This window comes from Bacillus mojavensis, assembly GCF_012648005.1.
GTDB classification, from domain to species: domain Bacteria; phylum Bacillota; class Bacilli; order Bacillales; family Bacillaceae; genus Bacillus; species Bacillus mojavensis.
In genome coordinates, this window is record NZ_CP051464.1 from 2,279,213 (window position 1) to 2,300,665 (window position 21,453).

Here is a 21,453-nt window from a genome sequence, read left to right on the forward strand (position 1 = left end):
TTCAGCTTTTCTTTTCATCTTGAAAAAAATCTTTATTAAAGCTTGTCCCGCTTGTTTTGCTCTCGTCTTTTTTAACCTTTGCACCTTTTCTGATCAGCTTGGAGCCGTACTTTTCATTCAGTTTTTCCATCATCTGCTGAATCGGTTCATCCTTCGCATCCTCTGTAAAGCTGAACAAATCGAGTTGCTTATAGGCCTGCTCTTTTTCTACCAAATCCGTTCCGGTAATGCCGAGCAGCCTGATTGGATTTTTGTTCCAATGCTTAAAGAAGAGATGTTCTGCTTCATTATATATCTCGTTTTTTTGATCTATCGGATTCTTCAGTGTGATGCTTCTTGTAATGGTTTTCCAGTCCGCGTATCTGATCATAATAAACAGCTTTGAAGCCATTACTTCCTTACGCTGCAAACGGTCGCTAACGGATGCGGACAGTTTTCGAAAAACAGCTAACAGCTCATCCTCATCGGCAGAATCATGAGAAAGTGTGGATGAATTGCCTACGCTTTTAAATTCATAAATGCGCTCCGGATCAACAGGGGCATGGTGAATGCCGTTCGCTTTATTTTTGAGACGGGGCCCATTGATGCCGAGCAGCCGTTTTAGCGAGTGTTCGTCAGCGGCCGCTAAATCTCCAATCGTATCAATACTAAGCCCGTTCAGTTTTTCCGCCGTCTTTTTGCCTACGCCATGCATTTCTCCAACTGGGAGAGGCCAAAGGATATCAGGCACTTCTCTTTTTCTCAGGATGGTGATCCCAAGCGGTTTTTTCATATCGGATGCCATTTTAGCGAGAAATTTATTCGGGGCAATTCCGATGCTTGACGGAAGCAGCAGCTCTTTCTGCAGTCTGCTTTGTATTTCTTTTGCCGTCTCATAGGCATTGCGGCTGTATGGTGTATCCGTCATATCCATATAGCCTTCGTCGATGGATACAGGCTCCACCAGATCTGTATATTCACGAAGGATGCTAAACATCGCTCTTGAAGAGCTTCTGTAGCGGTCAAAGTTCGGCGGAAGGACGATGAGATCAGGACAGTTGCGCTTTGCTTCCCAAACCGGCATGGTTGTTTTCACGCCGTGCGCCCTTGCTTCGTAGCTGCATGTGACGACGATGCCTTTTCGTTCTTTGACGTTTCCGGCAACTGCAACCGGCTTTCCTCGGAGAGCCGGGTCATATGCCATTTCCACCGATGCATAGAAACTGTTCATATCAATATGGAAAATAATTCGGCCCTTCCCCGGCATAAACATATCTCCTTTCTGTTCATTAGACAACGGCTTGTACATATAGTAAAATGAAGGTATTGAATGGATGTGATGACAATGTTTGTGGAGTCGATAAATGACGTTTTATTCTTAGTCGATTTTTTCACAATTATTCTTCCGGCTCTGACCGCCATCGGGATCGCTTTTCTCTTGCGAGAGTGCCGTGCCGGCGAGCAGTGGAAATCAAAACGAACAGATGAACATCAGACGGTCTTTCGAATAAACCGAACAGACTTTCTTATTATTATATATCATCGCATTACAACTTGGATACGTAAAGTCTTCCGCATGAATTCACCTGTGAATGATGATGAAGACGTCAGTTCCCTTCTTTTATAAACCGCATTTATAAAAAGGAGGAGAACAAATTGTTAAAAACATATCAGAAACTTTTGGCTGTAGGGGCCTTTTTGATCGTATTATGCTCTGGAAACGCAGCTTTTGCTGCAACAAATCAGGTGGGAGGTCTCGGTAACGTCGGTTTTTTCCACGACTATTTAATCGAGCCGTTTTCCTCGCTACTGAAAGGCGTTGCCGGACTGTTTCACGGAGAATACGGGTTATCTATCATTCTGGTAACCATTATTGTGCGCGTGGTGGTACTGCCTTTGTTTGTCAATCAGTTTAAAAAACAGCGTGTGTTCCAAGAAAAAATGGCAGTCATTAAACCGCAAGTAGACAGCATTCAAGCCAAAATTAAAAAGACAAAGGACCCGGAAAAGCAGAAAGAACTGCAAATGGAAATGATGAAGCTGTATCAGGAGCATAATATCAACCCGCTTGCGATGGGCTGTCTTCCAATGCTGATTCAGTCTCCGATTATGATTGGGCTTTATTACGCGATTCGCTCAACACCTGAAATTGCTTCACACTCGTTTCTATGGTTCAGTTTAGGGCAATCTGATATTCTCATGTCCCTTAGTGCAGGGATTATGTATTTTGTCCAAGCCTATGTCGCACAAAAGCTGAGCGCGAAATATTCCGCTGTCCCGCAAAATCCTGCAGCGCAGCAATCTGCAAAACTAATGGTGTTTATCTTCCCTGTGATGATGACGATTTTCTCGCTTAATGTTCCTGCGGCCCTTCCGCTGTACTGGTTCACCAGCGGACTGTTCTTGACAGTGCAAAACGTCGTACTTCAGATGACACACCATAAACAGAAAAAAACAGCCGCTCTTACAGAACCGGTGAAATAAAAAAACAACTTCGACTTTTGTTCGGAGTTGTTTTTTTATTTCCATCACTTTCAAGAACCTGCATTCGTTTAAAAAGAAGAAAATCGGGAATACCTTTACTCACATCCAAATGAAAGGAGCTGGTGTCGTGACGGAACAGTCTCAACAAAAAAATATTGCTGTGCCTGAAGGAATCTGGATCATGAAACAAACATGGAATGATGTCTTATTTGCTCATTGGCCTGTTGATGACTCTACCCTTCGAGCTAAAATTCCGGCTATATTGGACATAGATACATATCACGGACAAGCTTGGGTAAGCATGCTTCCCTTTATGCTCACAAACCTTCGCGCGCGTTTTCTCCCACCTATTCCCGGAGCCCAGTCCTTTCCAGAGCTTAACCTGCGCACTTATGTCACCTATAAAGGCAAGCCGGGCATTTATTTCTTCAGCTTAGATGCCGATCATCGGCTGGCAGTTCAAGGTGCACGGACTTTCTTTCATTCGCCTTATTTTTACGCCGATATGAAAGCCGAAAAAAATGGGGATGCTATAGAATATAGAAGCAAACGGAGAGACGCTGTAAAAGCAGCATTCGGTGCCACGTACCGGCCACTCTCTGCGCCTTTTACAGCGCAAGAGGATTCACTTGATTACTGGCTGACGGAGCGATACAGACTTTACACCACTCATCGTGACAAGCTCTATTATGAGGACATTCACCATCACCCTTGGCTTCTTCAAAGAGCCGAGGCCCAGTTTTCAACCAATACAGTGGCTGATGCTCACGAAATCACTTTACCAGACTCAGAACCGCTGCTTCATTATGCCAAAAAACAAGACGTATTATTTTGGCCGCTTCGACAATGGCGCTGACTGTTAGGAAAAAACCCGAATGCCAGATCCGCACTCGGGTTTTTCTTCATTATTTTGCTGCTTCTTCAATAATCGCAACAACCATTTCTGCTGTTTTCACCAGCTCTTCAATCGGCATTTTTTCGTTCTTCGTATGAATTTGCTCATACCCGACAGCAAGATTGACTGTTGGGATGCCGTGGCCTGCAATTACGTTTGCGTCGCTTCCGCCGCCGCTCGTTTGCAGCTCGCTCGTGCGTCCGATTTTCGCTGCCGCTTTTTTCGCGATTTCAACGACTTGGTCGCCATCTTGATATTTAAACCCTGGATACATGACTTCTATTTCGACTTCTGCACGTCCGCCCATATCAGCCGCTGCCTCTTCAAAAGCAGCTTTCATTTTTTGAACCTGCGCTTCCATTTTTTCAGGAACTAAAGAACGCGCTTCAGCGAGAATGTGAACTTCGTCGCACACAATGTTTGTTTGTGTGCCGCCTTCAAACCGGCCGATGTTTGCTGTTGTTTCTTCATCGATGCGGCCCAAAGGCATTTTTGAAATGGCCTTGCTTGCGATTGTAATCGCTGATACCCCTTTTTCTGGTTCAACTCCAGCGTGTGCAGTTTTACCGTAAATCGCCGCTCTTACCTTCGCCTGAGTCGGTGCCGCAACAATGATATTGCCGACTTTTCCGTCTGAATCAAGAGCATAACCGTAGGATGCTGTTATCATGGAACGGTCAAGCGCCTTTGCCCCGATAAGACCTGATTCTTCACCTACTGTGATGATGAATTCAATCGTGCCGTGCTCAATGTTTTCTTCTTTGAGCACTTTAATTGCTTCAAACATGGCAGCCAATCCCGCTTTGTCATCGGCGCCTAAAATTGTTGTGCCGTCTGTTTTAACATACCCGTCCTCAACAACCGGTTTTACGCCGTTTCCGGGTACGACTGTGTCCATATGAGATGTAAAATAAATTGTATCTGTCTTTTTCGTTCCTTTTAATGTGCAGATCAGGTTTCCTGCTCCGTGGCCAGTGATACCCATTGTATCGTCTTCTTTGACGTCTACACCTAAATCAGAAAATTTTTGTTTCAGCACTTTGCAGATTTCAGCTTCGTGCTTCGTTTCTGAATCGATTTGAACAAGCTCTAAAAATTCTTCCAGCAGGCGTTTTTCATTCACCATTTGTAAGTCCCCTCCATGTTTAAAGCGGTATGTTACCGTGCTTTTTTTTCGGTCTCTCTTCTGTCTTATGTGCAAGCATGTGAAAAGCTTGGATGAGTCTTTTCCTTGATTCTTCCGGCAAAATGATGTCATCGACCATTCCGCATGCCGCCGCTTTGTAAGGGCTGGCGTTTTGTTTTTTGTATTCAGCTGTTTTTTCGCGTTTTGTCTTTTGCGGGTCAGCTGACGCCTCAATATCTTTATCATACAAAATAGATGCCGCCCCCTCAGCACCCATCACTGCGATTTCGGCATTTGGCCAAGCAAACACGAGATCCGCTCCGATGGATTTGCTGTTCATGGCGACATACGACCCGCCATACGCTTTTCTGATGATGAGCGTTACTTTGGGAACCGTCGCTTCTGCATAAGCAAACAGCAATTTGGCTCCGTGCCTGATAATGCCGTTATGCTCCTGCTGAATGCCGGGCAAAAACCCCGGTACATCTTCGACAGTTAACAGCGGGATGTCAAAGGCGTCACAAAACCGGATAAATCTCGCTGCTTTATCAGCCGCGTCAATCGTCAGGCTTCCTGCTAAATGTTTCGGCTGGTTTGCCACAATTCCGATCGTTTTTTTGCCGAGCTTTGCAAATCCGATGACGATATTTTTCGCAAAATACGGCTGAATCTCAAAAAAAGACTGTGGATCAGCCAATTCCTGAATCACCGCCCGAACATCATATGGCTTTGTGCTGTCAGCCGGCACGAGGCGGTTTATTAACGAGCTGGAGGCCTCATCCACAGATGAAGGCGGTGATATCTGTTTGTCGAGCGGCAAATAAGACAGCAGCTTTTTCACTCCTGCCAGAACCTCCTCTTCCGTTTTTCCGGAAAAGTGGGCATTTCCGCTGACGGCATTATGTATTCCCGCTCCTCCTAAGCTCTCTGCGTCAACCTGTTCTCCTGTTACTTTTTCAATGACCTTTGGACCGGTAATAAACATTCGGCCCGTCTGTTCTGCCATAAAAATAAAATCAGTAAGTGCCGGAGAGTACACAGCGCCTCCAGCGCACGGCCCTAATATAACCGAGATTTGCGGAATGACTCCGGAATATAAGACGTTTCGGTAAAATATGTGACCGTATCCATCTAATGATACCACACCCTCTTGAATTCTCGCACCACCTGAGTCGTTCAGCCCGATAATCGGGGCTTTATTTTTTGCTGCAAGATCCATAAGAGAGGTAATTTTTTTCGCATGGGTTTCGCCAAGCGCCCCGCCGAATACGGTAAAATCTTGCGCAAACACATATACAGAGCGGCCGTCAATCGTACCGTAGCCCGTCACGACTCCATCTCCCAATATACGCTGCTCCCTTGTTAAGCTTCGGCTCTCCATGAAGGGATATAATTCGATAAAACTATCCTCATCCAAGAGATAGGCGATTCTTTCCCGCGCTGTGAGCTTTCCCTTTTTCCGCTGTTCAGCTTGCTTTGCATGTCCCCCGCCTTCTTCTGCCTGCCTGCGCCTGTTGTATAGATGACCGATATGCTCATTCATATTCAATGTCTTGATCTCCTTTCGGTTCACAGAGCTCGACAAGCACGCCATTTGTTTCCCGCGGAGAAATAAACGCGATCTGTTTCCCGTTTGCTCCCTGTCTCGGCTGCCTGTCTATTACATCAATTTGCCGGTTTGATAATGCTTGAAGCTGATTTGTTAAGCCGCTGCATAGAAACGCAACATGGTGCAGCCCCTCTCCTTTTTTATCTAAAAATGTACGGACATGGCTGTCAGGCGTTAACGGCTCAATCAGCTCCAAATAAACGCCTCCCGCTTGGAAAAGAGCAATGGTCACCTTTTGCTCTTCAACCGTTTCTTGATGAAGAAACGTTAATCCCAATACACCTTCATAAAAAGCTCTGGCCTTGTTTATGGAATAAACGGCAATCCCAATATGGTCAAGTCCGGTCATTTTCATCCCTGCTTTCCGGCAATAGATATCGCTTGTCCGCCCATACAAAACACGATAAAATATAATCAGATTGTCTAAGGAGTGAAACCATGTCTCAAAAACTGATGAAAAGCGTTTTAATCGTGATTTTGGGAGTTTTTATTCTTTCAACAGTACTCTCAGGAATCGTTATGTTTTTATAATGATAAAAAAGCAGGCGGCCTATTGAACAGGAACAACCTGCTTTTTTATCAGGGCTTTATGCTCAATGGCTATCTCCTCAAAAGACCGGGAGTCTTTCGTGATCAGCACTCTCGTCCCCACCGGTATCTCTTGAAACAGATGAACAACGTCATCGTTATGCATACGTATACAGCCGTTAGATACAAAATGACCGATAGATTCTTCCCGGTTTGTCCCATGAATTCCGTAGATCCGGCCGTCTGTCCCTCTCGCATCAAACCCAATCCACCTTGCCCCAAGCGGGTTCTCAGAAGCTCCGCCTTCAATATTTTTCTTTCTGTAATAAGGATTCACCGCTTTTACTGTAATCGAAAATTCTCCCTCAGGCGTCAAATCATCCGACTTTCCGGTTGCCACACGATAAACGCCTTCAATTTTGTTGTCGATGATGAGAGCAAGCTCATTTGTTTTCTTGTTGACGATGACATACGGGTCACCTGGAAGCGGATTTTGGCCAAGAGGCCATATCGGAGAAATAATCATCATTATTGAACATAAGAAAAAACGCATAAGCTCCTCCTTTTCCATTAGGTTGACCAATGTAGGATGAGCTCATGCGAGTTAAGCGAGCGATTTTTCTGCTTTGATTCCTTTGAAATAACTTTTGATTACCAAATATTGCTCCATTTCCCCCAGAAGATGAAAAAGTGCGGCTCTTGCTTCAAATTCTTCTCTCGTCGCAGGAAGCGGCATCTCCTCGAATTCTTTTCTCATATCAGCAAGTCTTTTCAAAAACTTGTAGGCTGTATTTCCCGGGTGGATTGCTTCCCGCAGATCACAAAGAAATTCGGCAATCATTTTTCCCTGATCCACCGTAATGGAAATCGATGTCACTTTAGGGAGAAGGCGCTCGATGATTTCAAATTGTTTTTCTCTCATTTTAAAATAATGATAGTGCTGATTTTCGTGGCGCAGAATGTGGTTTTGTACATCTCGATACGCCAGGTTTTTGGCTTCAGTGATTAACTGGTGTGTTTCCGGAATTTCTTTTCCTGTCCAATCTTGCTCACCAGTTAACAAATACCGTTCGATTTCTGCGAAAATGACAGCAAAATTGTCCTCTATCTTTTTTCGATAGGCGATAAGCTTCCGGTCAAGGCTCGGCATATACAGATTCATTAAAAGAGCAACGCCGATTCCGACCGTAATTAACTGGACTTCATTCCAGATGAATTGGGGCGTAATGCCGCCGGACATATACAGATGAAGGATAATAACTGAGCTGGTGACGATCCCTTCGTTTATTTTTAAAACAACAGTTGTCGGGATGAAAATCAGCAAAAGCAATCCAATGACAAACGGATCATAGCCAATCAGTTCGAAAAAGAGATAGGAAAAGAGAATTGCCAGACAGCATGCTGCAAATCGGGCCCATGACGCTTGAAGCGACCGTTTTTGTGTGATTTGTATGCACAAAATGGTGATGATCCCTGCTGATGCAAAGTTTTGCAGATGTAAAAGCTGGCTTATATAAATGGCCAAAGCTGTTCCAAGTGCGGTCTTTATTGTGCGGTAACCAATTTTAAACATGTCGGACTCCATTCTATTTGTTTCTTCAACAAAAAAGAAGAAGCACAAGCCTTCTTCTTTTTCCCTATATTCTATAATATTTTTTCTAAAAAGTCCTGCGCTCTTTTGGATTTTGGCGAAAGAAAAAATTCTTTCGGATTGCCGTCCTCGACAATCATCCCTTCATCCATAAATAACACGCGGTCGGCCACTTCTTTTGCAAAGCCCATTTCGTGAGTAACGATCACCATAGTCTTCCCGGTTTTAACCAGTTCTTTCATAACCTGGAGCACTTCTTTGACCATTTCAGGGTCAAGCGCGGATGTCGGCTCGTCGAACAGCATGATTTCCGGATTCATTGCCAAAGCACGGGCGATGGCAACACGCTGCTTTTGTCCGCCTGATAAACGGTTTGGATAGTCATTTCGCTTTTCAAACAACCCGACTTTACGCAGCAGTTCCTCGGCTTTTTCCTGTGCAGTCTGCTTTGATTCTTTCTTGACATTTACAGGCGCGTACATGATATTTTCGAGAACCGTTTTGTGCGGAAAAAGATGAAAATGCTGAAATACCATTCCGATGTTTTCCCGCACCTTTAATGTATTGGTTTTCGGCTGCGTAATCTCTTTATCTTTTATTGTGATGGTTCCGCCGTTAGGCTTCTCCAAAAGATTCAAACAGCGAAGAAATGTGGATTTGCCTGAGCCTGAAGGGCCGATGACGGCAACAACCTCACCTTCAGCGATGTTTGTTGAAATGTTTTTTAATACTTCTTGTTTCCCAAATGATTTTGACAGCTTTTCAACCTTAATCATTGGATTTCAGCTTCCTTTCTACAGCCTTGCCGATAAACGTTAAAATAAGGACAAGCACATAATAAATCAATCCGGCGATAATCAGCGGCTCAAGGTAATTGTACGTGGCGGCGCCCGCTTGATACGCGCGTCTCATGACATCGCCAAGACCAATAACGGTAACAATCGCCGATTCTTTTGTTAACGTAATTAATTCATTTACAATGGCAGGTGATATATTTTTGAAGGCCTGCGGCAAAAGCAGATCCTTCATCATTTTGCCGTACGGAACACCCAATGCGACAGCAGCCTCTTTTTGTCCTTTATCAATGGCATTGATTCCCGCTCTGATAATTTCCGATACATAAGCAGCGGAATTCAGTGACAATGCGACAACCGCCGCCCAAAACTGGTCAATTTGAAAGCCGAGCAGCTGCGGGAGCCCGAAATAAACAATCATAAGCTGCAGCACTAAAGGCGTGCCGCGAAAAACTGATGTGTAAAAATCAGCAATCCAGATCAACGGGCGGAACGTGCTGATCTTGCATAAGCTTAGCACAATCCCTAATATAAGTCCGATAATAGCAGATACCACAACAATTTTTAATGTAATTGCTAAGCCTTCTAATATAAAAGGAATTTGGGGGATCGTTGCTGAAAAATCCAAATTCATAGCCTTTGTCTCCTTTTCTTACAGGAAAAAAATTTCCTATTCAATAAAAAGGCTCAACGAAAAAGTTGAGCCGCTTTTTTTACTTCTCGCCAGTGAACCACTTTTTCTTCAATTTATCGAGCTCTCCATTATCTTGCATTTCTTTGAGGGCTTTATTGAATTTGTCCGTCAGTTCACTGTCTTTTCTGAAAGCAATCGCTGAACCGGCTTCCTCCGCTTTCGCATCAGGAATTACGAAGCCCTGCAGGTCATCATTTGATTTGAAATACCCTTCTGCCACCATGTCTTCGATAATCGCAGCATCAAAACGGTCAGATTTGATTTCCTGCACCAAATCAGAAATTCTGTTGCGGTCTTCAGTTTTAAAATTATATTCCGGTGAAAGCTCTTTCCCCTTCTCTTCTTGAATGGAGCCAAGCTGAACGCCGACTGTTTTTCCTTTCAGATCTTTTAAAGACTTAATGCCGCTGTCTTTTTTGCTGACAATCATATGATTCGCTGTGTAATATACATCAGAAAAATCAACTTGTTTTTTACGATCAGGCGTCGGTGTCATTCCTGACAAAACCAAATCAACCTGTTTTGATTTCAGTGCTGTAATTAAGCTGTTGAAGTCCATATCCTGCACTTCAATTTCGTAGCCGGTTTTCTTTGCAAGAGCCTTTGCCAAATCTACATCAAAACCGACAATGTTATCGCCATCTTTATATTCAAACGGTTTGTAATCCGCCGAAGTTCCCATAATTATCTTTTTCTTCCCGCTTTCTGAACCTGAATTGCTTGAGCCGCAAGCAGATAATGCAAAGGTGATGCACGCAGCTACCAGTAATAAGAGCCATTTTTTCATGATCCATTTCCCCCATATTCATTACTTTTATCATATTTGAATATTTATTCGTTAATTTGTATTTTAAACACTTTCTTATTTTTATGCAATACTATTTTTAAAAATTATCTCGAAGCTTATTTTTCCAGCAATATCTTCTCCTATCACTAGGCAAAAGGACATCTTTTATAGTGCATCCATTGAATAAACTCTAATATTTATTCATCATAACTTGGAATTTTATGCACAAAAAAACCCCGTGCCACTCGGGCATCCGGGGTTTTATCTTATACTTCTTCGCAATATTCCTCGAAGGCTTCCTGCAGTTTTGAGACAACTGCCATCGGCTCATGGCCTTCAATTTCATGACGCTCGACCATTTTCATGATCTTTCCGTCTTTTAGAATAGCAAATGACGGAGAAGATGGCGGGTATCCTTCGAAATATTCGCGTGCTCTTGCCGTCGCTTCTTTATCCTGTCCCGCAAACACAGTCACGAGCTGGTCAGGTCTTTTGTCATAATGAACGGAATGGTATGCAGCCGGTCTTGCAATCCCGCCCGCGCATCCGCAGACAGAGTTGACCATGACAAGCGTCGTTCCTTTTTTCGTAAGTGCCTCGTCCACCTCTTCAGCTGTTTTCAGTTCGGTATATCCTGCAGCCGTAATTTCTTGTCTCGCTTGGCGGACAACATCATTCATAAATAAATTAAAGTCCATGTTCAATGAAGACCTCTCCTTTTTCATCATCTGTTCTTATGATAGCAAGGAAACCGCCTTATCGGCAAATGCCACCGCTTATATCGGAGGATTTTTTGCTTTTCGTTTACTCCTTACAAGATAAGGGAATTATATAATCAGATGTATAAATAAAGGAGCAGTTTTGTATGAGCCACCGGAAAGCTTTACTTATTCATAACGGAAACGCCGGCAACAAAAATATAGAAAAAGCTTTAGGAGCTGTTGTGCCAGTTTTATCACAATCGTTAGATGAGGTCATCATTAAACAGACAAAGAAAAAAGACGATGCTTATCATTTTTGCCGTTCGATAGATGATTCTGTCGAGACTGTCTTTATTCTCGGCGGCGACGGTACAGTTCATCAATGCATCAATGGCATCAGTTCTTTAGAAAGAAAGCCGTCTATCGGTATTTTGCCCGGCGGAACGTGCAATGACTTTTCAAGAGTGCTGGGCATTCCTCAACATCTTGCAAAGGCAGCCGAAGCACTCGTCTCAGGAAAAAAATCCAAGGTTGATGTATGCCAGATGAACGATCGTTATTTTTTAAATTTTTGGGGGATCGGCCTAATCGCAGAAACATCGAATCAAATCAACGAAACGGAAAAAGCGTTATTAGGAAAAATCAGCTATTTTACAAGCGCGTTACGTACCGTCTCATCCGCTGAGTCCTTTCCTATTTCATTGACAATCGATGGGCAAGAGATAAAAGATGAAGCCGTTATGCTGCTTGTCATGAACGGACAATACATTGGAACGAATCGAATTCCCCTGCCGGATGCCAGTATAAGTGACGGATTACTCGATATCCTCATTTGCCGCAGCACCAACCTCTCCGCTTTGCGCGAGCTAATGAATATGGAACAGGGTTCAATAGAGCGGCTCACCGGAGAGCTGTCCTATGTTCAGGCCTCTCGCGTCGAAATTGAAACGGATACCATCAAAAAGGCTGATACAGATGGAGAAGTGTATACACATACACCCGCTGTGATTCAAGTCCTTCCGCAGCACATTGACATGCTTATTCCCCGCAATGAATAACTGTCCGCTGGTAATGGACTTTATAAAGAGCGAACAGCTTCATAGAAAGAAATCCGTTGACTCTCCCCTAAGAGGAGGTCTTACAGTATAAAGGATACACTTTCGTAAAAAGGGGAAGTTACATGAAGAAACAGAACATCACATTAGCTATATTATTAACCAATTTATTCATTGCTTTTTTAGGGATCGGGCTTGTGATCCCGGTAACGCCCGCGATTATGAATGAATTGCATTTATCCGGTACCGCAGTCGGCTATATGGTTGCATGTTTCGCTGTTACACAGCTTATTGTTTCACCAATCGCCGGACGCTGGGTTGACCGCTTTGGACGTAAAATTATGATCGTGATTGGTCTATTGTTTTTTAGTGTTTCGGAGTTTTTATTCGGCATCGGAAAAACAGTTGACATTTTATTTATATCCCGTATGCTTGGCGGTATCAGTGCTGCCTTCATTATGCCCGGAGTCACGGCTTTTATCGCCGATATCACTACTGTTAAAACACGGCCGAAAGCGCTCGGCTATATGTCAGCCGCTATTTCGACAGGTTTTATTATCGGCCCCGGCATTGGCGGATTTTTAGCGGAAATCCATTCCCGTCTGCCTTTCTACTTTGCGGCAGCCTTTGCGTTAATAGCAGCAATTTTATCGATGCTAACGCTACGGGAACCGGAGCGAAATCCTGAGAATGAGAAAATAGAGGGCCAAAAAACAGGCTTCAAACGGATTTTTGCACCTATGTATTTCATTGCTTTTCTCATCATTTTAATATCGTCTTTTGGGTTAGCATCGTTTGAATCTTTATTTGCGTTATTCGTTGATCATAAATTCGGATTTACGGCCAGTGACATTGCCATTTTGATTACTGGGGGAGCAATTGTCGGAGCCATCACGCAAGTCGTCTTATTCGACCGCTTCACAAGGTGGTTTGGGGAAATCCGTTTAATCCGCTACAGCTTAATTCTCTCAACAAGTCTTGTGTTTTTGCTGACCCTCGTAAATTCCTATGCTGCGATTTTATTAGTTACCTTCACCGTATTTGTCGGATTTGATCTTATGCGCCCGGCGGTAACAACCTATCTGTCAAAAATTGCGGGAAATGAACAGGGATTTGCCGGCGGCATGAATTCAATGTTTACCAGCATCGGCAATGTATTCGGCCCCATCATCGGGGGAATGCTATTCGATATTGACTTAAACTATCCATTCTATTTTGCAACAGGAGCTTTAGCCATAGGCATTGCGCTGACCATTGTCTGGAAAGCCCCTGCCCATATAAAAGCCAGCATGTAAAAGTAGCGTATTCTTTGTGTACTGCAAAGGATGCGCTTTTTCATTATACTGATCATAAGGGGGGATGGCATGAAGGACTCGTTTTACTCAATTGGAGAAGTTTCAAAACTGGCAAATGTGTCGATTAAAGCGCTTCGTTACTACGATAAGATTGATTTATTCAAACCCGCCTACGTCGACCCGGATACGAACTACCGCTATTATACTGACTCCCAGCTCTATCATCTAGATTTGATCAAATCATTAAAATATATTGGCACACCTTTAGAAGAGATGAAAAAGGCACAGGAATTAGAGATGGAGGAACTGTTTGCTTTTTATACAGAGCAGGAAAAGCAAATCAGAGAGAAATTAGATTTTTTATCAACATTGGAGCAGACCATTTCTCTGGTGAAAAAGCGAATGAAACGGCAGATGGAATATCCTGCGCTCGGTGAGGTGTTTGTTCTAGATGAGGAAGAAACACGGATTATACAGACAGAGGCAGAGGGAATCGGGCCTGAAAACGTGCTCAACGCCTCATACAGCAAACTAAAAACATTTATCGAATCAGCCGATGGTTTTTCGAACAATAGCTACGGTGCTACTTTTTCGTTTCAGCCGTACAACAACATTGATGAAATGACTTACCGTCATATTTTCACGCCTGTCTTAACGAATAAGCAAATTTCTGCGATTACGCCGGATATGGAAATCACAACAATACCAAAAGGCAAATATGTTTGTATCGCTTATAATTTCTCGCCAGAGCATTATTTTCTCAACTTACAAAAGCTGATCAAGTATATCACGGACCGTCAATTAACGGTTATCAGTGATGTTTACGAGTTAATCATACCGATTCATTATTCTCCGAAAAAACAAGAAGAATATCGGGTTGAAATGAAAATCCGAATCGCAGAATAATGGTACATAGAAAAAGAGCATTTTTTGAAGGTATCGTTCAAAAAATGCTCTTTCTGTTTGTTTAGTAGACAGATGTTTTCTCATCTATCGATTCTAAAATTTCTTTGACACGTGCCAGGAATCTTCCACACACGAGGCCATCAAGCACTCTGTGATCTAAAGACAGGCACAGATTGACCATATCTCTGACAGCAATCATGCCATGATCCATGACAACCGGGCGTTTGACGATCGATTCCACTTGAAGAATTGCAGCCTGAGGATAATTGATGATTCCCATCGACTGAACAGATCCGAACGAACCTGTATTGTTGACGGTAAACGTTCCTCCCTGCATATCGTCTGCTGACAGTTTTCCGTCTCTTACCTTTTTGGCAAGGTCGGTAATTTCTCTCGCAATGCCTTTAATCGTTTTTTCATCAGCGTTTTTGATGACCGGAACAAATAAAGAATCTTCCGTGGCAACCGCGATTGAAATGTTGATATCTTTTTTCTGAATGATTTTGTCCCCCGCCCACATGCTGTTCATTTGCGGGAATTCTTTTAACGCCTGAGCGACCGCTTTTACGAAAAAGGCGAAAAAAGTTAAATTAAAGCCTTCTGTTTTCTTGAAGGAATCTTTTATACTGTTTCGGTATGCCACCATGTTTGTGACATCGACTTCCATCATCGTCCAAGCGTGAGGAATTTCTGTTTTGCTTCGTTTCATATTTGAAGCGATCGCTTTTCTAACAGCTGTGACAGGAATTTCTTTATCTCCGGCTGCTGAAACAGGATGAGAAACGTCTTCTTTCGTCTCCTGTTTTTGCACTGGTGCAGGAGCTGCTGCTTTTGGCTCTTCAGTCTGTTCTGAAACGCCGCCTGAATCAATGATACGTTGAATATCTTTTCTCGTGATCCTTCCGCCGGCTCCCGTTCCTGTCACTTGCTCAAGGTCAATGCCATGCTCTCCGGCCAAACGAAGTACGGCTGGAGACAAACGTTTTTTATTGGCCTGACTGGCTGCTTCGGTGCGGCTTTCAGGAGCTGCTTGCCCGGCAGTTGGCGCTTCGGTCTGATCTTGTTTTTGTTCAGCCGGCTTTGCGCCTTCTGTTTCGATTTTACAAATAATTTCTCCGACTTGCAGGGTCTGGCCTTCTTCTCCCACAAGCTCTGTTATTGTACCGGTAAAAGAGGACGGAACCTCCGCGTTTACCTTATCTGTCATGACTTCTGCAATCGGATCGTATTTGTTCACTTTATCTCCAGGGGCGACGAGCCATTTGCTAATCGTGCCCTCCGTTACGCTTTCGCCAAGCTGCGGCATCGTCATTTGTTCTATTGCCATGATCGTATCCTCCTTACGTCTTTAAAACTCCGCTAATTCTCTCATTGCCGCTTCTACTTTATCAGGGTTGACCATAAAGTATTTTTCCATTGTCGGCGCATAAGGCATAGCCGGAATATCAGGACCTGCAAGCCGTTTGATCGGCGCGTCTAAATCGAACAGACAATGCTCGGATATAATGGCAGCCACCTCACTCATGATACTGCCCTCTTTTGTATCTTCTGTGACCAAAAGGACCTTTCCGGTTTTGGATGCGGCTTCGATGATCGCTTCTTGATCAAGCGGGTATACCGTTCTTAAATCCACCACATGTACAGAAATGCCGTCTTTTTCGAGACGTTCTGCAGCCTGTAAAGCAAAGTGGACACAAAGCCCGTATGTGATCACCGTGATGTCGTCGCCTTCCCTTTTTACATCGGCCTTGCCGATAGGAAGTACATAATCATCTGCCGGTACCTCTCCTTTGATCAGACGGTACGCGCGTTTATGCTCAAAAAACAGCACCGGATCTTCATCACGAACTGCGGCTTTTAAAAGTCCTTTCGCGTCATATGGCGTTGAAGGCATCACAATTTTCAGTCCGGGCTGATTGGCGAAAATTGCTTCCACTGATTGAGAATGATAAAGTGCTCCGTGCACGCCGCCACCGTACGGCGCTCTGACAACGATCGGGCAGCTCCAGTCATTGTTGCTGCGGTAACGGATTTTAGCAGCCTCGGAAATAATCTGGTTTACCGCCGGCATAATAAAATCAGCAAACTGCATTTCAGCAATCGGCCTCATGCCGTACATAGCCGCTCCGATACCGACTCCGGCGATCGCTGATTCAGCAAGCGGCGTATCCATGACACGCTCTTCTCCAAATTGTTCGTACAGGCCGGCAGTGGCTTTAAATACACCGCCTTTTTTTCCTACATCTTCCCCAAGAACGAAGACACGTGAATCTCGTTCCATTTCTTCTTTCATCGCCAAATTGATCGCATCAATATATGACATTACTGACATTTGTACTTCCTCCCTACTTCGCATACACATAATCGAGCGCTGACTCAGGAGCTGCATAAGGAGCGTTCTCCGCTTCATCTGTCGCCTCGTTTATGATTGCCATGATTTCGTCCAGCATGGTTTGTTCTATCTCTTCGGTCAGCAGGCCTAATTCCTTTAAGTAAGCTTGATAAGTAAATAGAGGATCACTTTTTTTCGCTTCCTCTACTTCTTCGCGGCCTCTGTAGCTGCTGTCGTCGTCATCGCTGGAATGCGGTGTCAGGCGGTAAGAAATCGTCTCAATTAAGGTAGGGCCTTCTCCTCTGCGCGCCCGTTCACGCGCTTCTTTCACCGCTTGATAAACTTCGAGCGGATCGTTTCCATTCACCGTTACACCAGGCATTCCATAGCCTACGGCACGATCTGAAATATTTTCACAGGCCACTTGCTTATCGTAAGGGACCGAAATTGCGTATTTATTGTTTTCACACATAAAAATAACCGGAAGCTTATGAACAGCGGCAAAGTTTGCCCCTTCATGGAAATCGCCTTGGTTTGAAGATCCTTCTCCAAATGTGACAAAAGCCGCAATATCTTTTTTCTCCATGCGTCCAGCCAGCGCAATGCCGACCGCATGCGGCACTTGCGTTGTTACCGGAGAAGACCCCGTCACGATCCGGTTTTCCTTTTGACCGAAATGCCCCGGCATTTGGCGGCCTCCTGAGTTTGGATCTGCTGCTTTGGCAAACCCGGACATCATTAAGTCCTTCGCAGTCATGCCAAACGCGAGCACGACACCCATGTCTCTATAGTAAGGCAGCACATAATCCGTTTCACGGTCAAGGGCGAAAGCTGCTCCTACTTGTGCTGCTTCCTGTCCTTGACAAGAGATAACAAACGGGATTTTACCAGAGCGGTTTAACAGCCACATTCTTTCATCGATTTTTCTTGCTAACAGCATGGTTCTATACATATCAACGGCTTCCTGATCAGTCAGCCCTAATGCTTGATGTCGGTTTGTACTCATTCAAGCGCCTCCTTTATGCTTTTAAAAATGAATGGCTTTGCCATCTGCAGCAAGCGCTGCTTCTCCAATCGCTTCAGACAGCGTCGGGTGCGGGTGGATCGTTTGCCCGACCTCCCATGGCGTCGCATCCAGCACTTTTGCAAGACCTGCCTCTGATATCATGTCGGTGACATGCGGGCCTATCATATGCACCCCGAGAATATCATCTGTGGCACGATCAGCTATGATTTTTACGAAACCATCGCTTTCCCCGTACACAAGTGCTTTTCCGATCGCCATAAATGGGAACTTTCCTATTTTGACATCGAATCCCTTCGCCTTTGCCTCTTCTTCCGTTAAACCCACACTAGCTGCTTCCGGGCTGGAATAGATGCACTTCGGTACAAGTGCCGGGTCAAGCGGGTGCGGATTAAGGCCTGCGATATGCTCCACTGCAAGAATTCCTTCATGTGACGCCACGTGGGCAAGCTGAAGGCCCCCGATGACATCCCCGATCGCATAAATATGAGATTCTTTCGTCTGGCAGCTGCCGTTAACAGAGATGACGCCATTTTCAGTGACAACATCGGTGTTTTCCAAACCGATGCCTTCGATATTTGCCTGTCTGCCAATGGAAACAAGCATTTTTTCCGATGTATAAGTGACGGTTTCTCCGTCTTTTTCCGCCTGTATGCTGATTTCACCTGATGATTTTTTCAACGTATCAGGCAGCACTTTAGCTCCTGTGACAAACTGAATTCCTTTTTTCTTAAGAAGGCTTTGCATTTCTTTTGAAATGTCCTGGTCTTCAGTCGGCAATATCCGGTCCGCATATTCGATAACCGTTACATTTACGCCAAAGTCATGAAGCATGGATGCCCATTCGATTCCAATAACTCCTCCGCCGACGATGATCATCGATTTTGGAAGCTCCTCCATTTGGAGCGCTTCATCCGACGTTAAAACAAACTCTCCGTCCGCTTCCAGACCCGGCAGCATTCTCGGCCTTGAGCCTGTAGCAATAATGACCTGCTTCGGGATCAGCATGTCATTTTCTTCGCCATTTCCCCGTTCAACAGAAATTGTTCCCGGCAGCGGAGAGAAAATAGACGGTCCAAGGATGCGCCCATATCCGTCGTACACGTCGATTTTTCCTTTTTTCATTAAATGATTCACGCCCGCTGCAAGCTTATCAACAACCGCCTGCTTACGGTGCTGCACCTTTTCAAAGTTGAGGGACACGCCGGACGTTTCGACTCCGAATTGATCGGCTTCACGGGCTGTCCGGTACACTTCTGCGCTTCTAAGCAGCGCTTTACTCGGAATACAGCCTTTATGCAGGCATGTTCCGCCAAGCTTTTCTTTTTCTACAACGGCTGTTTTTAAGCCGAGCTGCGCCGCTCTGATCGCCGCGACATAACCGCCTGTACCGCCGCCCAGAATGACTACATCATATTCAGTTGCCATCTGACTCACTCCTGTCTATTCAATGCGATATTGTTTGGATTGCTCTTCGCCCTGCAATACCCTGAGCGCCCCTTGGGCCAGAGATTGCAGTTCGTTTTCTCCCGGATAAACTAAAACGTCCGAAATCCAATCTATGTATGAGCTGATGCTGGAAACAAAGCTTTTGCCGTAAGCCAGACCTCCTGTCAGAACAATGGCCTCGACTTCGCCTTTTAATACGGCGCTTGCTGCTCCGATTTCCTTCGCTACCTGATACGCCATGGCATCAAAAATTAAGCGGGCTTTTTCATCGCCCCCCTGAATCATTTGTTCAACTTTCACAGCGTCATTTGTACCGAGATAACCGGAGAGCCCGCCGGTTCCGACCAGTTTTTTCATCATTTCTTCTTTTGTATATTTTCCTGAAAAGCATAAATTGACGAGATCCCCCGCAGGCACTGTTCCTGCGCGTTCAGGACTGAACGGCCCCTCTCCGTGAAGGCCGTTGTTGACATCCACCACCCGGCCCCGATCATGCACCCCTATTGTAATGCCGCCGCCCATGTGAGTAATAATCATTTTCATATGCTCATATCGTTTGCCAAGAGAGGCTGCCGCCTTACGGGCGACAGCTTTTTGATTTAAAGCATGAAAAATGCTTTTCCGTTCAATTTCAGGCATGCCTGACATTTTAGCGAGCTCTGACATTTCGTCAACTACAACAGGATCCACAATATAAGATGGAATGTTGAGACCGTCAGCAATTTCTCTTGCGATAATGCCTCCTAAATTGGAGGCATGCTGTCCGGCATAACCGCTTTTTAAGTCCTCAATCATGTCGTCATTCACTTCATATGTCCCGCCTTCTATCGGGCGGAGAAGACCGCCTCTGGCACAGACAGCATCAAATTTCGAGATATTAATGCCTTGTTCATGAAGCGTTTCGAGGATATGCTTTTTTCGAAACTCATACTGGTCAATAATATGGTCGAACTGCTGCAGCTCTTCTATGTTGTGTCTCAGTGTTTTTTCAAAAATACTGCGTTCATTATGAAAAACACCGATTTTCGTCGAAGTTGAGCCTGGATTAATGGTGAGAATGCGTTTTTCAGCATGTTGCATTTCAAAACCTCCAGATCAATTTCTTAGCGTCTGCTTAATATATGGTGGCCGTTCTGCAAAAACTGGCTTCTTGAGCGGCGATTGCGTTCAATTCGCTCTTCAGCCAAGCGGTCAGCCGCTAAATACGTCGGAATGCCGTCACGCTGGGAAATGTCAAGGACCCGTTCAATATTAGCGTAAATGCCCTCAACCTTTTTCAGTGCACGTTCCGCATTATAGCCGTAAAGCTCATCCGCCACATTGATAACGCCGCCCGCGTTGATGACGTAGTCCGGTGCGTAAACAATGCCCATTTCGTGAATTTGATCGCCGTGGCGAGTTTCTTTCAGCTGATTGTTAGCCGCGCCTGCAATCACTTTTGCTTTCAGCTGCTTAATAGTATCGTCATTGATGGTTGCACCAAGAGCACACGGCGCATAAATATCGCAGTTTTGTGAATAAATATCTTCTGGATCAACTGCACGTGCACCAAAATCTTGTACCGCACGTTCAACTGATTGCTTGTTGATATCCGTAACGATTAAGCTTGCTCCTTCTTCATGAAGGTGGCGGCATAGATTGTAAGCCACGTTGCCAACACCCTGTACAGCGATGGTTTTTCCTTCAAGAGAGTCTGTGCCGAATGCAGCTTTAGCGGCAGCCTTCATGCCTTTATACACTCCGTAAGCCGTAACAGGAGACGGATTTCCCGAAGAGCCGAATGCAGGGGAAATACCTGTGACAAAATCTGTTTCATCATGAATGATATCCATATCCTCAACCGTTGTGCCGACATCCTCAGCCGTAATATATCTGCCGTTAAGCCCTTGAATATAGCGGCCAAACGCGCGGAACATTTCTTCATTTTTATCCTTGCGCGGATCGCCGATGATGACCGTTTTTCCGCCTCCCAGGTTTAAGCCTGCCGCCGCGTTTTTATAGGTCATGCCTCTTGCAAGTCTGAGTGCGTCCTCAATTGCAGCTTCTTCATTTTCATATGTCCACATTCTCGTTCCGCCAAGTGCAGGTCCCAGCGTCGTATCATGAATTGCGATAATTGCTTTTAATCCTGATTGTTCGTCTTGGCAGAAAACCAATTGCTCATAATCGTATTGCTCCATATATTTAAACAGTTCCATATCAGT

The 21,453-nt window shown here is 44.7% G+C and carries 23 protein-coding genes; 7 read left to right on the forward strand and 16 right to left on the reverse strand.

All coding sequences use genetic code 11. From position 1 onward, the window contains the following. Position 1: 1 nt before the first annotated feature. Positions 2-1,246 (reverse strand): DNA polymerase IV, encoded by a 1,245-nt coding sequence (locus HC660_RS11860; RefSeq protein WP_168748184.1) that lies wholly within the window; start codon positions 1,244-1,246, stop codon positions 2-4. Between the two features lie 72 nt (positions 1,247-1,318). Between HC660_RS11860 and mifM the strand changes: the two genes are divergently transcribed. The 3 genes from mifM (at position 1,319) to HC660_RS11875 (ending at position 3,319) form a co-directional block, all read left to right on the forward strand. Continuing rightward, positions 1,319-1,606 (forward strand): membrane protein insertion/folding monitor MifM, encoded by a 288-nt coding sequence (gene mifM, locus HC660_RS11865; protein WP_081638334.1) that lies wholly within the window; start codon positions 1,319-1,321, stop codon positions 1,604-1,606. A gap of 29 nt (positions 1,607-1,635) precedes the next feature. Then, entirely contained in the window at positions 1,636-2,463 is an 828-nt protein-coding gene (locus HC660_RS11870) for a membrane protein insertase YidC (RefSeq protein WP_168748185.1), read from the forward strand. Positions 2,464-2,590: 127 nt separating this feature from the next. Further along, complete coding sequence (locus HC660_RS11875; RefSeq protein WP_168748186.1) at positions 2,591-3,319, forward strand: YqjF family protein; 729 nt, start codon at positions 2,591-2,593, stop codon at positions 3,317-3,319. A gap of 49 nt (positions 3,320-3,368) precedes the next feature. On the opposite strand, the gene HC660_RS11880 is transcribed toward HC660_RS11875, so the two are convergent. Genes HC660_RS11880 through mce form a run of 3 tightly spaced genes read right to left on the reverse strand, consistent with a single transcriptional unit; the run spans position 3,369 to position 6,442 of the window. Beyond that, complete coding sequence (locus HC660_RS11880; RefSeq protein WP_168748187.1) at positions 3,369-4,484, reverse strand: tripeptidase T; 1,116 nt, start codon at positions 4,482-4,484, stop codon at positions 3,369-3,371. 19 nt (positions 4,485-4,503) lie between these two features. Then, positions 4,504-6,027 (reverse strand): acyl-CoA carboxylase subunit beta, encoded by a 1,524-nt coding sequence (locus tag HC660_RS11885; RefSeq protein WP_168749465.1) that lies wholly within the window; start codon positions 6,025-6,027, stop codon positions 4,504-4,506. Beyond that, the gene (gene mce / locus HC660_RS11890; RefSeq protein WP_168748188.1) at positions 6,020-6,442 is read right to left on the reverse strand and encodes a methylmalonyl-CoA epimerase; all 423 of its coding nucleotides are present in this window, start codon (positions 6,440-6,442) and stop codon (positions 6,020-6,022) included. Before mce ends, HC660_RS11885 begins: the two co-directional genes overlap by 8 nt. An 89-nt stretch (positions 6,443-6,531) precedes the next feature. Here mce and prli42 point away from each other — a divergent pair, with 89 nt between their 5' ends. Then, on the forward strand, positions 6,532-6,624 hold the full coding sequence (prli42, locus tag HC660_RS11895) for a stressosome-associated protein Prli42 (protein WP_003226489.1): 93 nt from the start codon (positions 6,532-6,534) through the stop codon (positions 6,622-6,624). A gap of 19 nt (positions 6,625-6,643) precedes the next feature. On the opposite strand, the gene HC660_RS11900 is transcribed toward prli42, so the two are convergent. From HC660_RS11900 to brxB, 6 genes are all read right to left on the reverse strand, one after another. Then, positions 6,644-7,174, reverse strand: a complete 531-nt coding sequence (locus HC660_RS11900) for a L,D-transpeptidase (RefSeq protein ID WP_168748189.1) — start codon at positions 7,172-7,174, stop codon at positions 6,644-6,646. 51 nt (positions 7,175-7,225) lie between these two features. Further along, complete coding sequence (locus tag HC660_RS11905) at positions 7,226-8,194, reverse strand: aromatic acid exporter family protein (protein ID WP_010334854.1); 969 nt, start codon at positions 8,192-8,194, stop codon at positions 7,226-7,228. Positions 8,195-8,265: 71 nt separating this feature from the next. Then, positions 8,266-8,988: an arginine ABC transporter ATP-binding protein ArtM gene (gene artM, locus HC660_RS11910; RefSeq protein WP_168748190.1), complete on the reverse strand. Its 723-nt coding sequence runs from the start codon at positions 8,986-8,988 to the stop codon at positions 8,266-8,268. Further along, positions 8,981-9,640 carry an arginine ABC transporter permease ArtQ gene (gene artQ / locus HC660_RS11915; RefSeq protein WP_014664528.1) on the reverse strand — a complete coding sequence of 220 codons (660 nt, stop codon included), beginning with the start codon at positions 9,638-9,640 and terminating at the stop codon, positions 8,981-8,983. Before artQ ends, artM begins: the two co-directional genes overlap by 8 nt. A 79-nt stretch (positions 9,641-9,719) precedes the next feature. After that, complete coding sequence (gene artP, locus HC660_RS11920; RefSeq protein ID WP_010334857.1) at positions 9,720-10,487, reverse strand: arginine ABC transporter substrate-binding protein ArtP; 768 nt, start codon at positions 10,485-10,487, stop codon at positions 9,720-9,722. A 266-nt stretch (positions 10,488-10,753) separates the two neighbouring features. Beyond that, positions 10,754-11,191 carry a bacilliredoxin BrxB gene (brxB, locus tag HC660_RS11925; protein ID WP_024121978.1) on the reverse strand — a complete coding sequence of 146 codons (438 nt, stop codon included), beginning with the start codon at positions 11,189-11,191 and terminating at the stop codon, positions 10,754-10,756. A 161-nt stretch (positions 11,192-11,352) separates the two neighbouring features. Between brxB and HC660_RS11930 the strand changes: the two genes are divergently transcribed. From HC660_RS11930 to HC660_RS11940, 3 genes are all read left to right on the forward strand, one after another. After that, positions 11,353-12,246 carry a YegS/Rv2252/BmrU family lipid kinase gene (locus HC660_RS11930; RefSeq protein WP_168748191.1) on the forward strand — a complete coding sequence of 298 codons (894 nt, stop codon included), beginning with the start codon at positions 11,353-11,355 and terminating at the stop codon, positions 12,244-12,246. A 122-nt stretch (positions 12,247-12,368) separates the two neighbouring features. Further along, a complete protein-coding gene (bmr, locus tag HC660_RS11935) occupies positions 12,369-13,538 on the forward strand; it encodes a multidrug efflux MFS transporter Bmr (RefSeq protein ID WP_168748192.1) in 1,170 nt (389 codons plus the stop codon). Between the two features lie 69 nt (positions 13,539-13,607). Then, positions 13,608-14,444 carry a MerR family transcriptional regulator gene (locus HC660_RS11940; protein ID WP_029441362.1) on the forward strand — a complete coding sequence of 279 codons (837 nt, stop codon included), beginning with the start codon at positions 13,608-13,610 and terminating at the stop codon, positions 14,442-14,444. Between the two features lie 61 nt (positions 14,445-14,505). Here HC660_RS11940 and HC660_RS11945 read toward each other — a convergent pair whose 3' ends face one another. From HC660_RS11945 to bcd, 6 genes are read right to left on the reverse strand one after another with little or no spacing between them, the layout of a single operon-like run. After that, on the reverse strand, positions 14,506-15,771 hold the full coding sequence (locus HC660_RS11945; RefSeq protein ID WP_168748193.1) for a dihydrolipoamide acetyltransferase family protein: 1,266 nt from the start codon (positions 15,769-15,771) through the stop codon (positions 14,506-14,508). 21 nt (positions 15,772-15,792) lie between these two features. Further along, positions 15,793-16,776, reverse strand: a complete 984-nt coding sequence (gene bfmBAB / locus HC660_RS11950) for a 3-methyl-2-oxobutanoate dehydrogenase subunit beta (RefSeq protein ID WP_103672249.1) — start codon at positions 16,774-16,776, stop codon at positions 15,793-15,795. 13 nt (positions 16,777-16,789) lie between these two features. Further along, on the reverse strand, positions 16,790-17,782 hold the full coding sequence (gene bfmBAA / locus HC660_RS11955; RefSeq protein ID WP_168748194.1) for a 3-methyl-2-oxobutanoate dehydrogenase subunit alpha: 993 nt from the start codon (positions 17,780-17,782) through the stop codon (positions 16,790-16,792). Between the two features lie 21 nt (positions 17,783-17,803). After that, the gene (lpdA, locus tag HC660_RS11960; RefSeq protein WP_168748195.1) at positions 17,804-19,228 is read right to left on the reverse strand and encodes a dihydrolipoyl dehydrogenase; all 1,425 of its coding nucleotides are present in this window, start codon (positions 19,226-19,228) and stop codon (positions 17,804-17,806) included. A 15-nt stretch (positions 19,229-19,243) separates the two neighbouring features. Then, the gene (gene buk, locus HC660_RS11965) at positions 19,244-20,329 is read right to left on the reverse strand and encodes a butyrate kinase (protein WP_168748196.1); all 1,086 of its coding nucleotides are present in this window, start codon (positions 20,327-20,329) and stop codon (positions 19,244-19,246) included. 23 nt (positions 20,330-20,352) lie between these two features. After that, complete coding sequence (gene bcd, locus HC660_RS11970; protein WP_024121987.1) at positions 20,353-21,447, reverse strand: branched-chain amino acid dehydrogenase; 1,095 nt, start codon at positions 21,445-21,447, stop codon at positions 20,353-20,355. Positions 21,448-21,453: the final 6 nt, after the last annotated feature.